The sequence below is a fragment of the Paenibacillus xylanexedens genome, from assembly GCF_017874615.1.
GTDB lineage: Bacteria > Bacillota > Bacilli > Paenibacillales > Paenibacillaceae > Paenibacillus > Paenibacillus xylanexedens.
Window position 1 is genome coordinate 56,664 of the sequence record NZ_JAGIKV010000001.1, and the last position, 13,318, is coordinate 69,981.

General features: G+C 46.8%; 9 protein-coding genes. 1 reads left to right on the forward strand and 8 read right to left on the reverse strand.

The genetic code is table 11. The annotated features are described in order from the left end of the window. Positions 1-4: 4 nt before the first annotated feature. From carB to pyrR, 5 genes are all read right to left on the reverse strand, one after another. The gene (gene carB, locus J2Z28_RS00335; RefSeq protein ID WP_211080765.1) at positions 5-3,223 is read right to left on the reverse strand and encodes a carbamoyl-phosphate synthase large subunit; all 3,219 of its coding nucleotides are present in this window, start codon (positions 3,221-3,223) and stop codon (positions 5-7) included. Between the two features lies 1 nt (position 3,224). Next, the gene (carA, locus tag J2Z28_RS00340) at positions 3,225-4,367 is read right to left on the reverse strand and encodes a glutamine-hydrolyzing carbamoyl-phosphate synthase small subunit (RefSeq protein WP_017687333.1); all 1,143 of its coding nucleotides are present in this window, start codon (positions 4,365-4,367) and stop codon (positions 3,225-3,227) included. Positions 4,368-4,800: 433 nt separating this feature from the next. After that, on the reverse strand, positions 4,801-6,105 hold the full coding sequence (locus J2Z28_RS00345; RefSeq protein WP_211080766.1) for a dihydroorotase: 1,305 nt from the start codon (positions 6,103-6,105) through the stop codon (positions 4,801-4,803). A gap of 126 nt (positions 6,106-6,231) precedes the next feature. Then, positions 6,232-7,143, reverse strand: a complete 912-nt coding sequence (locus tag J2Z28_RS00350) for an aspartate carbamoyltransferase catalytic subunit (protein ID WP_211080767.1) — start codon at positions 7,141-7,143, stop codon at positions 6,232-6,234. After that, positions 7,143-7,706 carry a bifunctional pyr operon transcriptional regulator/uracil phosphoribosyltransferase PyrR gene (gene pyrR, locus J2Z28_RS00355; RefSeq protein ID WP_211080768.1) on the reverse strand — a complete coding sequence of 188 codons (564 nt, stop codon included), beginning with the start codon at positions 7,704-7,706 and terminating at the stop codon, positions 7,143-7,145. The genes J2Z28_RS00350 and pyrR overlap by 1 nt, the downstream gene beginning before the upstream one ends. 711 nt (positions 7,707-8,417) lie before the next feature. Here pyrR and J2Z28_RS00360 point away from each other — a divergent pair. Then, entirely contained in the window at positions 8,418-11,093 is a 2,676-nt protein-coding gene (locus J2Z28_RS00360; protein WP_211080769.1) for a YhgE/Pip domain-containing protein, read from the forward strand. A gap of 91 nt (positions 11,094-11,184) precedes the next feature. Here the strand turns inward: J2Z28_RS00360 and J2Z28_RS00365 are convergent, their stop codons facing one another. The 3 genes from J2Z28_RS00365 to J2Z28_RS00375 all read right to left on the reverse strand — a co-directional run bounded on the left by J2Z28_RS00365 (position 11,185) and on the right by J2Z28_RS00375 (position 13,305). After that, positions 11,185-12,489 carry a DUF6080 domain-containing protein gene (locus J2Z28_RS00365; RefSeq protein WP_211080770.1) on the reverse strand — a complete coding sequence of 435 codons (1,305 nt, stop codon included), beginning with the start codon at positions 12,487-12,489 and terminating at the stop codon, positions 11,185-11,187. A 218-nt stretch (positions 12,490-12,707) separates the two neighbouring features. After that, positions 12,708-13,028: an EamA family transporter gene (locus J2Z28_RS00370; protein WP_336886750.1), complete on the reverse strand. Its 321-nt coding sequence runs from the start codon at positions 13,026-13,028 to the stop codon at positions 12,708-12,710. Further along, entirely contained in the window at positions 13,015-13,305 is a 291-nt protein-coding gene (locus J2Z28_RS00375) for an EamA family transporter (RefSeq protein WP_197997836.1), read from the reverse strand. Before J2Z28_RS00375 ends, J2Z28_RS00370 begins: the two co-directional genes overlap by 14 nt. Positions 13,306-13,318 lie beyond the last annotated feature (13 nt).

The following is a 13,318-nucleotide window of genomic DNA, read 5'->3' on the forward strand; positions in this document are numbered from 1 at the left end:
TTATTTATTTTACAGAGACAGGCATTGCTTCCGAAGAGAAGTTGATCGTTTGCAGCATGATCAGCAGCGCACGAATCGTATCCAGTGAAGTCATACATACAATGCCGTTCTCTACCGCTTCACGACGAATTCTGAATCCGTCACGTTGCGGTGTTTTGCCTTTGGTGAGTGTGTTGAAGACAAAGTTTGCTTCACCGCTACGGATCATATCCAGAATGTTCGGCGAACCTTCACTTAATTTGTTCACAGTCGTTACCGGAATGTTCGCTGCTTCAAGCGCAGCTGCTGTTCCGCCAGTTGCCATGATTTTGTAACCCAGTCTGTAGAAACCTTCGAGCAAAGGAACCGCTTCGTCCTTGTCTTTGTCTGCTACAGTCACAACAATCGCTCCGGTTGCCGGAATTTTCATTCCTGCACCGATAAGACCTTTGAACAACGCTTTAGCGTAATTCGGGTCACGACCCATAACCTCACCTGTAGACTTCATCTCAGGTCCGAGGGTTGGTTCTACACGACGCAGCTTCGCGAAGGAGAAGACCGGAACTTTAACAGATACATGATCCGATTCAGGCCACAGCCCGTCAACATAACCAAGATCTTTTAGTTTCACACCCAGAATGGCTTGTGTTGCCAGGTTCGCCATCGGAATGTTGGTTACTTTGCTCAGGAATGGTACGGTACGGGATGAACGCGGGTTCACCTCGATAATGTACACTTGGCCATCATGGATAACAAACTGGATGTTGACCAAACCTACCGTTTTCAGTTCTTTCGCAATTTTGATTGTAATCTCTACAATTTTCTCTTTCAAATCCTGGGACAGATGTTGAGGAGGATATACCGCGATGGAGTCACCAGAGTGAACCCCTGCACGTTCGATATGTTCCATGATTCCCGGAATCAATACCGTTTCACCATCACAGATGGCGTCAACCTCAACTTCTTTACCCATCATGTAACGGTCGATCAGGACCGGATGCTCTGGATTGATTTTAACCGCCTGTTCCATGTATGTCAGCAATTCAGCATCGGAGTATACAATCTCCATCGCACGACCGCCGAGTACATAGGAAGGACGAACCAGTACCGGGTAGCCCAGACTTTGAGCTGTTTCTACCGCATCATCAACGGAAATGACCGTTTTACCTTTTGGCTGTGCAATCTCCAGACGGGAGAGCAGACGCTCGAACTTCTTGCGATCCTCCGCCTCATCGATGCTTTCCAGATCCGTTCCGAGAATGGTTACGCCTGCATTACGCAGTGGTGCTGCCAGGTTGATGGCCGTTTGACCACCGAACTGCACGATAACCCCTACTGGTTTCTCCTGTTCAATCACGTTCATGACATCTTCGAAGAAGAGCGGTTCAAAGTACAGGCGATCCGATGTATTAAAGTCCGTAGACACCGTCTCCGGGTTATTGTTGATAATGACTGCTTCATAGCCTGCTTTTTGCAATGCCCATACTGCGTGTACAGTAGAGTAGTCAAACTCAATCCCTTGACCGATCCGGATTGGTCCTGAACCCAGCACCACAACTTTTTTCTTGTCTGAAGGGATAACTTCATTCTCTGTCTCGTAAGTTGAGTAGTAATATGGCGTTGTTGCTTCAAACTCGGCTGCACATGTATCTACCATTTTGTAGACTGGACGAAGATTTTCCTGTTCCCGACGAGTTCTAATTTCCGCTTCTGTCGTCAATGTGCCGCCAGGTTGACCTTGCGCACGCAGCTCGGCAATGGCACGGTCCGTGAAGCCGAGACGTTTCGCTTGATACAGAATGTCGGAAGACAATTCGGATTCTTCGCGAATGCGATCTTCGAATGCGATCAGACCTTCGATTTTGTCCAGGAACCACCAGTCAATCTTGGTCAGATCCTGTAGCTGTTGCAACGTATATCCTCTGCGGAATGCTTCGGCAATCAGGAAGATACGCTCATCATCTGCTTTGATTAGACGCTCGTTCAGGGTAGCTTCGTCCAGCGTTTCGGCATCCTTCAGGTAGAGGCGATGTACGCCAATTTCCAGGGAACGAACTGCTTTGTGAATCGACTCTTCGAATGTCCGGCCAATAGCCATTACTTCGCCTGTTGCTTTCATCTGAGTTCCCAGTTTACGGTTCGCCGAGATGAACTTGTCGAACGGCCAGCGTGGGATTTTGCTCACGATATAATCCAGCGTAGGCTCGAAGCAAGCATACGTTTGGCCTGTTACCGGGTTCACAATTTCATCCAACGTGTAACCCATCGCAATTTTGGCAGCCATTTTTGCAATCGGATAACCCGTTGCTTTGGAAGCCAGAGCTGATGAACGGCTTACCCGTGGATTTACTTCGATAACATAGTATTGGAAGCTGTGTGGGTCCAGTGCAAACTGTACGTTACATCCACCCTCGATATTCAGGGCACGAATGATTTTCAAGGAAGCTGAACGCAGCATTTGATATTCACGGTCCGACAATGTTTGGCTTGGTGCTACGACGATACTGTCACCTGTATGAATACCTACCGGGTCAAAGTTTTCCATGTTGCAGACAACGATACAGTTATCGTTTTTGTCTCGCATAACCTCATACTCGACTTCTTTCATACCTGCAATGCTCTTCTCGACCAGACATTGCCCGATCGGGCTGTAACGAATTCCCGCTGCCACCGTCTCGCGCAGCTCTTCTTCGTTCGCACAGATTCCGCCGCCTGTTCCGCCCAGTGTATAGGCTGGACGCACAATGATTGGATAACCAATCTCATTCGCAAATTCAAGTGATTCTTCAAGTGTCGTTACGATGACACTCTCTGGTACAGGTTGTTCCAATTCACGCATCAGGTCACGGAACAGATCACGATCTTCCGCTTTCTCGATGGATGTTAACTGTGTTCCGAGCAATTTCACATTTTCACGTTCCAAAACTCCGGCACGTGCCAATTCCACAGCCATGTTCAGACCTGTCTGACCACCCAGTGTTGGCAACAAACCGTCTGGACGCTCCTGACGAATGATTTGGGTCACAAAATCCAGTGTGATTGGCTCAATATAGACTTTGTCAGCCATGTTTGTATCCGTCATAATGGTCGCCGGGTTGCTGTTGATGAGTACAACTTCCACGCCTTCTTCTTTCAGTGCCTGGCAAGCTTGTGTACCGGCGTAGTCGAACTCGGCCGCTTGACCGATGACGATTGGACCGGAACCAATCACCAGGATTTTTTTGAGATCTTTGTTAATCGGCATGTTATTGAGCTCCTTTCACTGCGGCTGCCAATACGGCTTGACGCGGCTTTTGCGGGTTAGTGATTTTGTGCTCACGAATCATCTCGATGAAGCGGTCAAACAGATAGCTGTTATCGTAAGGTCCCGGGGCTGCTTCTGGGTGATATTGAACCGAGAAGGCCGGGAATGATTTATGTTTCAGACCTTCAATGGTCTTATCGTTATTGTTGATATGTGTAACTTCCAGGTCCGTGCTCTTCACGGACTCTTCGTTTACGGTAAATCCATGGTTCTGGGATGTGATGAAGCAACGTCCGCTCTCCAGTTCTTTCACCGGGTGGTTTCCACCGCGGTGTCCAAACTTGAGTTTTTCGGTGTCTGCTCCTGCCGCAAGTGCAAACAACTGGTGACCCAGGCAGATGCCGAAGATCGGGTATTCGCCAAGCAGTTCACTGATCATGTTAACCGCGTGTGGTACGTCTTTCGGGTCCCCAGGGCCGTTGGACAGTTGAATTCCATCCGGGTTCAGGCGACGAATCTCGTCTGCTGTTACATCGTGTGGAACAACAACTACGTCACAGTCACGTTTGCTGAGTTCGCGCAAAATCCCTGTTTTTGCACCGTAATCCACGAGCACAATACGCTCAGCCGTTCCCGGGCTGTTGTAGACATGCTCTGTAGAAGTCATTGGCACCTGGTTACGCAGTTCAGCAATGGTGGTATCTCCCATCATCTCCAGCAGTTCTTCCACAGGCTTCGATCCTGTTGTGAGAATTCCCTTCATTGTGCCGTGGTGACGAATCCGGCGAGTCAACATGCGTGTATCAATTTCGCTGATTCCTACGATGCCGTATTCTTTGAGCAGATTGTCTACGCTATATTCCGCACGCCAGTTGCTTGGCGTTGGCTCATGACGACGCACAACGAAACCATGTACATATGGACGAATCGACTCAAAGTCATCACGCGTAATGCCGTAGTTTCCGATCAGCGGATACGTCATGGTTACGATTTGACCGCAATAGGAAGGATCCGAAAGCACCTCTTGATAGCCTGTAATTCCCGTATTAAAAACGACCTCACCTGTAGTTTCACCTTCAGCACCAAATGCTTTCCCGGTGAACAGTGTGCCGTCTTCCAACAATAATCTTGCCTGTGCCTGCATCCCATTTCACTCCTCTGTGTTTATCAACGTTGAATGCATTGGGTTGAACTTTCTGGAAACTTCGTGCGGCTCCGTGGGCAGAAAACCCTTTGATCGCTGTTATCCCCGGATTACTTTGATCCCATTCTTCAAATGGAGTAATCCGGTGATAAAGGCGAACGCTTTGCTTCTTCGGGTTCTTTCTGCCCACTCCGCAGTTACGTTAGTGTCCAAGTTCAAAATCATGACATTCAACTTTGCTTTGTTTCGTATGTTAGACTCTCGGCATGATTTGCCTCAAGTTAGTTGAAAAGATGTTACTGGTGTAAAAGTTGTAGATTAAGTTTTAGAGTTAAAAAGATTTGTTGTTTTAAAAAAGTTAAGATTTACTGTTACTGATTTAAAGAGTTAACGATATAGAGTTACTGATTTATTAATTTACTAAATTACCGTTTTACTGTTGTACCGTGTTATTCCACACGCTTTTGCCATCCACCCATGTTTGTACGGCCCAGCCTTTCAGCTTCCAGCCTGTGAATGGTGTGTTTCTTCCTTTGGTTGCAAACGTTGCAGGATCAACTGCTTTTTCCTCGTTCAGGTCAATCATCGTGATATCGGCTGGTGCTCCCTCTTCCAGTTTGCCTGTATCCAGTCGGAATACACGTGCTGGATCAGCTGTCATGCGTTTCACCAGGAAGTCCAAGCTCCACAGTCCTGTTTCTACAAACTTCGTGTACAGCAGCGGGAAGGCTGTTTCGAATCCAACGATTCCGAATGGTGCCAGCTCCATGCCTTTGGCTTTCTCTTCTTCACTGTGTGGCGCATGATCAGTTACGATCATATCCAGCGTGCCGTCCAGCAAGCCTTCGATACAAGCCTGCACATCGCGTGGTGAGCGTAGCGGTGGGTTCATTTTCCAGTTGGCATCCATGCCCGGGATATCTTCATCCGACAGCACCAGATGGTGTGGACATACCTCAGCAGTTACTTTAATGCCGATGGACTTCGCCAGACGAATCAAGCGAACCGATTGCTCTGTACTTACGTGACAGACATGGTAGTGAACTCCTGTTGCTTCTGCGAGCAGGATATCACGTCCAACGTGGATAGCTTCGGATTCATTTGGAATCCCTTTGATGCCGTGGCGCTTCGAAAACTCACCTTCCGTCACATATCCACCAACAACCAGTGAGTCATCTTCACAGTGAGCGATCACGGGCATATCCATGCTTGCTGCGAGGCTCATGGCATCCTTCATCATTTGAGCGTTTTGTACGCCTACACCATCATCTGTGAATCCAATAGCGCCTGCTTCTTTTAATGCGGCAAAATCGGTAAGTTCACGACCCAGTTCATTTTTTGTAATGGCTGCATAAGGCAACACTTTAACCAGATCAGCTTCTTTGGCTTTATCCAATACCAGTTTCACAACTTCCGCTGTATCTGTTACTGGTCTTGTGTTCGGCATGCAAGCGATTGTTGTAAAACCACCTTGTGCTGCTGAACGGGCACCTGTCTCGATCGTCTCTTTGTGTTCGAATCCAGGTTCACGCAGATGCACGTGCATATCGATCAATCCCGGAATGACCAGTTTGCCTGATGCGTCTGTCACACTTTGCGCTGACTTTTCGGCATCCAGTACGGCTTGGTCTTCCAGACCAACGATTTTTTTAATTTTACCTTCATCTATAATGATGGTTTTCCGTTCAAGTTCCCCTTGTTGGTTCAAGACGTTCGCGTTTTTTATAATCTGTAGCATAATTGCCCTCCGCTTCGGTTCTGTCCGGCTTACCAGGCAAGCCGGATGATTTTCTTTATCGTGTACTCTCTTATTGCTCTATAAGAACGACCGTACCGTCAGCCTATGACCTACAGCCAGACCCTGTTACAGTTTCATCGCACGTTCCATAACCGCCATGCGGATGGGAACGCCGTTTGCCATCTGCGGGAAGATCCGTGATGCTTCACTCTCCACAACCGCGTCATCTACCTCGACGTTGCGATTCACTGGAGCAGGGTGCATGATAATGGTGCTTGGTTTTAGGCGTGATGCCCGTTCTTCCGTCAATCCGTAGTGTTCGCGATAATCCTCAGCTGAAGTAATTAAGCCATGTTGATGACGTTCCAGTTGAACACGGAGCATCATGACTACATCTGCATCCAGCGCTTCTTCAAGACCGACATAAGGAGCATGCTCTGCGAGTTCCGGTGCCTGCATCGTTTGTGGTGCACAGAAGCGTACATCTGCACCAAACTTTTGCAGTGCCCACAGGTTGGAACGAGCTACACGGCTATGCAGGATGTCACCAATGATGGAAACACGCAAGCCTTTCAGTTCGCCAAATGCTTTCCTCATCGTGTAGAGGTCCAGCAGTGCCTGTGTAGGATGCTCATTGTTGCCGTCTCCGGCGTTAACGAGTGGTACATTCACTTTCTGAGCCAGTTGTTGCAGAACGCCTGCCGGTTTCAGCCGGATCACCCCTGCATCAATGCCCATCGACTCAAGTGTTCGTACCGTATCGTAGATGGACTCTCCTTTTTCCACACTGGATGCAGCTGCCGTAAAGTTCAGCACTTGTGCGCCCAGGCGTTTCTCTGCCATCTCGAAGGAGAAGCGGGTACGTGTGCTGTTCTCGAAGAACATGTTCGCAACGAAGCATGATTCCAGTACAGGAACCAGTTTCTCTTTCTGCGCTTCCCAGTGAGCCGCTCTGTTCAGAATGGACTCGATTTCTCCTCGACTAAGTTCCTTCAGTCCAAGCAAGCTTCGGTCTCTCAATGCTGTCTGTGTAATCATTATGCTTGCTCCCCCCGGTTCTGAGTGATTTTGACTTCGTCCTGTCCGTCCGTTTCCATGAGTGCAACTTCGATCTCCTCTGATTTGGAAGTCGGCACATTCTTGCCGATAAAATCAGGTCGAATCGGAAGTTCCCGGTGTCCGCGGTCTGCGAGTACAGCCAGCTGAATGTTCTGCGGTCTTCCACAGTCCATCAGGGCATCCATCGCTGCGCGAATCGTCCGTCCGGTATAGAGCACATCATCGAACAAAATCACTTTTTTGTTATGGATCGAAAGTGATTCAGGTGTCATAATCAATATTTCCTTGCGATTCGCTTTATTTTCGTCCAAGCGGTCATCGCGGTAAGGAGTCACATCCAGTTCTCCCCAGGGGACTTTGGCGCCCTCAATTTCTTCAATCTTCGCGGCAATCCGTTCTGCCAGGTAAACCCCGCGTGTACGGATACCGACCAACACACAATCGTCGATTCCTTTGTTTTTCTCCAATATCTCATGGGCAATCCGTGTTAATGCGCGGCGGATCGCCGTCTCATCCATAATGACATGTGTCTCTGTGCTCATGCGTTCAGCCTCCTCAGGATTTCCCTTCAGCATCATGGCCCCGTGACGAGGAGAAAAAAAAGACTCCTTGCCGTGTTTATTGGCAAGGAGTCTCCGAACTTCAGACCGCTCTGAAGAAAGTTTACTCTCGGGGATACATCGCTTCATTTGCCGCAGCAAAAAAACGATGTATCGTTCACGTTACCTTGCCAGTCTCACGGGACTGATTTAAAGGTGCTATTCATGTCGTTCATATTGCAGGACCTCACAGGGTTCTGTAATCAATATGTCCGTTTGTCTTCATGAATTATGACAGAAAGACAACCCCCTGTCAACACCTCACCATCGCAGGTGAAAACCCTCTGCTACGTTCTTCTTAGAATCAGCAGTTAGGCTGAAAAACATCCATGCACAATACATCTCATTGGTTATTCATAATTATACAACATTTCTGCATATTTATCCATAGGCAAATGAGAAATTTGATATAACCAAAATAAACCTCTGACTATACTTAAGTAGAGGCAAAACACTTCTTTTTAGAAAAGACAGTGAGTTTCATTTTACGCAATATATGAAGGCTCTGAATTAGTACCAAGTGAAATGGGTACAGTTTATAAACATGAACCCATTATTAGATGCTGCAATAATGCGATATACATAAGATTCACAAATATGCGACAACATGGAAATAAGATACGCCCTACATTTATGTACATTTAGGAGGAAGTCATGCGTCACATATGGCACGTTTACAAAACAGACTGGTTGCATATTCTTAAGGTTCCCACAGGTATATTTCTAATTGTGGCTATTATTCTACTTCCCGGGGTGTATGACTGGGTCAACGTGAAGTCCGTCTGGGACCCATACAGTAATACCCAGGGGATCAAAATTGCAGTGACAAGCGAGGACGCGGGTGCGACTGTTGAAGGAATCCATGTTAATATTGGAGACGAACTGGTAACCAGCCTCAAAAATAACAAAAAGCTGGGCTGGACTTTTGTAGATCGAGCTGAGGCTAGTCGGGGGGTACATACAGGAGAATATTATGCCAGCCTGCTCATTCCCGGAGACTTTTCGTCCAAAATTACAGGTATCGTTGACGGAAAGCTGGAACGTCCAGAGGTAATCTATACCGTTAATGAAAAGGTGAATGCCATTGCTCCTAAAATCACAGGCTCTGGTGTATCTGCCATAACAACACAAATCAATGAAAATTTCACTGAAGCCGTCAGTGAGGCTGTTCTAACCAAGTTGAATGAAGCCGGGGTTGAGATTAATTCCCAGCTTCCAACATTACGCAAAATGGAGAATGGCATTTTTACACTGGAGAAAAATCTTCCGGCTATTCAAGCCGCAGGTCAAAAGGTTCTGGAAGTAGAAAAAGCCATGCCCGAGATTGTAAAAGATGCTCAAAAGATCGTTGAAATCGAGAAAAAACTGCCTGAAATCAATGAAGCAGCACAGTATGTGCTCAAGGTGCAGGAGTATTGGCCACAAATTAATGAGGCGGCTTCCGAAGTGCTGGCTATTCAAGGGCGAATACCGGATATACAAAAAGCGGTAGAACGCATTCGAGAAGTGGATGAAAACTTTGGTCAGGTATCAGATGTCATCCAAACGGCGCTGGATAAAACGAACAAAGCTCTGTCTATCGTAACGGCAGCAGAGCAAGATTTGGACAAAGTATCACAAATCGCCGGCAACGGGATTGAGCTTGCAGAGGGATTAGATCAGTTCGTGGATTCCAGTGAAGAAGCGTTTCAGACGATTGGCCCGACGATCCGCCAAAATCTGCTGCTGGTGCAGCAGATTTCTAACGCTGCAGGAGACGTATTTGCACAATTGCAAAATTCGGATCTTAATAACCTTCCTACAGTAGAAGATCTCGACCGGATTGCTTCACGTTTAGGGGTTGCGGTAAAACTCGTGGACAGTATGGCAGAACTACTGGGCAACATCAATAACTTGCTTCCAAGCCAGCCACTTGCCGATAAAATTCCACAACTGAACTCCATTTCAGATAAACTTCAGTTGCAGATCCGCTTGGCTGGTATCATCAGTGATGCCATGCGTCGTAATACAACTCCACCAACAGACGTCATCGCTCAGTTAAATACTCTCTCGAAGGACATCAGCAGCGGGAGTGGCAATATCTTAAACACTTATGAAAGTGAAATATCGCCTGCACTTGCAGCTGGTGCGGATAAGCTCAGGTCTACCCTCTCCACTTCAGCAGAAACTCTGCAAGGAGCAAAAGATCGTATTCCGGATATTGCGGACATTCTTGCATCAGCCAAAGAAGGAATTACGTTTGGGCAGACCGAGTTGACAAAAATCCAGAGCGAACTGCCTCAAATACAATCTAAGATCCATGAGATATCAGAGACACTCGCGAACAAAAGTGAAGGTTTTATCCAAGCTCTGAACACAGTATCTTCATTAATTCGAAACGATCTGCCCAAGCTGGGAAACAAACTGAACGAAGCAGCTGATTTTGTTCGTAATGATCTGCCTAATGCCGAGAAACAGATAGGCAAGGCATCCGATTTTGTCCAGAACCAGCTGCCGGAGGTCGAAAAAGGAGTACATCGTGTTGCCATGCTGGTACGTGATGATCTGCCAGCATTGGAAAGTGCCATCAGTAAGGCTGCTGACAAACTTCGGGAAGTCGAAGGTAATAACCAGTTTGCCGAGCTCGCCAAACTTTTGCGTGGCGATATCGAAGAAGAAAGTGCTTTCCTTTCGAGTCCCGTGCAAATCAAAGAACAACAGCTTTATCCGATTCCGAATTATGGATCGGCCATGTCACCATTTTATGGCGTGCTGTCTCTGTGGGTTGGCTCAACACTGCTGATTTCTCTGCTTCGTGCCGAAGCTGAAAATCCAGAGGGCAAGTTCCGGGGATACGAGTTGTATCTCGGACGTCTTGCTACTTTCCTAACCATTGGATTGCTCCAAGCGGTATGCGTCACCCTGGGAGATATCTTAATCCTGGGTACATATGTCGCAGATAAACTGTGGTTTGTCCTGTTTGCCATGCTGGTGAGTGCCGTATTTGTCACCATAACGTACACCCTGCTGTCCGTTTTTGGGAATATCGGAAAAGGGATCGCCATTATCTTCATGGTGTTCCAGTTCTCCAGCTCGGGTGGTACGTTCCCGATCAGCATGACATCACCCTTTTTCCAGGCATTGAATCCGTTCATGCCCTTCACGTATGCGATCAGTCTGCTGCGTGAGTCGGTCGGCGGCATATTGTGGTCTACTGCCATCAAGGATATTCTGTGGTTGTGTATGTTCATCGCGCTGAGTCTCATTGTTGCTCTCGCTTTGAAACGTCCACTCAGCAGTCTCACCAAACGTTCAGCCGAGAATGCCAAGAAGACCAAGATTATTGCTTAACTCATGTGCTGGATACTAAATAAGAAAAGGCCATTGGACTTTACATCCAATAGCCTTTTCTCGTTTCATTATATGAATCGATACATTTTGATTAATTCACTGAGCGTTCCTGTTCCAACTGATCATAGGATTGTTTGATTGTTGTTAATGTTTCTACATGGCGATAGATGTTGTTACTTGCCGTGACGATAACACATAACATGATCAAGCCTATAACCACTTTTTTCCCCAATCCCGGACGAAGGCTGATCACAAAACCTCCACCCAACAGGAAGAACGCAAACAGATAGTGCCCCGCATACAGGTACATATCGTATTGAAATACAGCCAGGCCAAAGCCCACGACTACATGAAGCAAAAAGGCAAACAGAATATATGGCACAAGGGTCCACACTTCACGTTCACGAATGCCCTTAATGAAGCCAATGAACGCCAGTAGTAAAATAAAGATACCTGTCATCTGCACATAGATTGGATTGGAACGAGATAGATCCGTAACAAAGGCTGCCATGCCCGGGTCCAGTAAATGCATCTTCGGTGTCAGCATCGGATTAATGGTTAGCATGTTCAATGCTTTCCAGTGAACAGCGAACTGGAATGGCGTTGCATAGCTGGTTCCACCATTTTGAATGCCCAACAGCCAGTTACTAATCCAGCTTCTACCTCCAAAGGCAACGTACTGAATACCAGTTAATACGACGATGATCAGAACCGCCAGTGCCATGATACCGATGTATTTTTTCAAATTCGCCTTATTGCGCCATGCATGCATATTGAAGAATGTGGCAGCAGCAAATGGTACGATATTCGTCGAGGTTAGTCCAAAGTTAATCGATGCAAGCAATGCATTGGGTACATAACGTACGTCCTGACGCTCACGAGTATACTGCATGTAAACCACCGACAACAGAATAACGAACTGTACATACGGATACGAATCCGGGATCAATGCAGTAAACATTAAGTAGGAACTGAAACCAAACAGTAAGGCAAACAGCAGCGGTACGATGGTCGGTTTATCTTCTTTTTGACTCAGGAACAGATACGCCAGCACCACCGAACCCGCATTCACCAGCGATTGCAAGATTAGAAAGAACCAGTTGCCCCCCAGCAGTTTCGCTACAGCCGCAAGGGTGACTGCGAGAAAGGAAATCAGCGGATGGATCACGGAAGAACTGTTGTCCCCATAATACATTGAAGGATCAAAGTTGAATAAATTAATTGGAAACAGCGTCGTATTAAATGGGCTATATGCCCCCAGCATCTCTGCATTATTTTCAATGTACAGAACATACGAGCCGTTCATCAAACCATAGAACAGCGCAAATCCCGCAAACAGGTAAAAGGCTGTCCAGTTGGCTCTGCGATTATAAAATAAGTGATCTAAAAAGTTCATGCTTTCATTTCACATCCAATAAATTTTATAAAAACTATCATAATTTGAACTAATCATTTACACAAAAACGGAGAGGACAGAAAAGACCTGAAAAAGCGGAGCGTTCGCCTTTATCACCGGATTTCCCCTTTGAAAAAAGGAAAAAAAATCTGGGGATAACAGCGATTGGAAGGTTATTCTGTCATCGTAGTGCTCGTGTAAATAATCATTAGTTCAAATTAGAACACCAGTAATAGTAAGCCACCCATAATACATGCCACACCTATCCAGCGTAAAGGGCCCACGGTCTCTTTAAATACCAGCCGCGCTATGATTAGAGTCCACACATATGTTAATGCGTTCGCAGGCAACACTACGGTTAATGGAAGAAACTTCAACAATACAATATTCAGCAACGCACCCGTTCCGTAGAATCCAAGTCCCATGAGTACATGCAGACGATTGCGACTGGATGCATAAGCTTTCAGTCCGGCCCCACCCAGTGCACCACACAACGTCATGACAATTAATACGGCAACCATCCAGCTATCGATCAACACTGGTTAATGTCACCCCGATTCCAAGCAACACAACTGCTGCCAGCTTCTGCACCGTAATTTCTTCCCCAAGCAAAAAATATCCATAGATTAAGGCAAATACGTAGCTGGCACACATCAGAGGATAAGCAACTGAGAGTTTTTCCAGAGCAAAAGCTTTAATCATCAAAATCGCTCCAAGTCCATAACACAGAAAACCAACACCCAGGTAGATCCACTCGGTTAGTCCCCATTTCCAGAACAATTGACCCGTTGCTGTCAGAAAAGCGGAAACAAGCATCAACCATTTACCG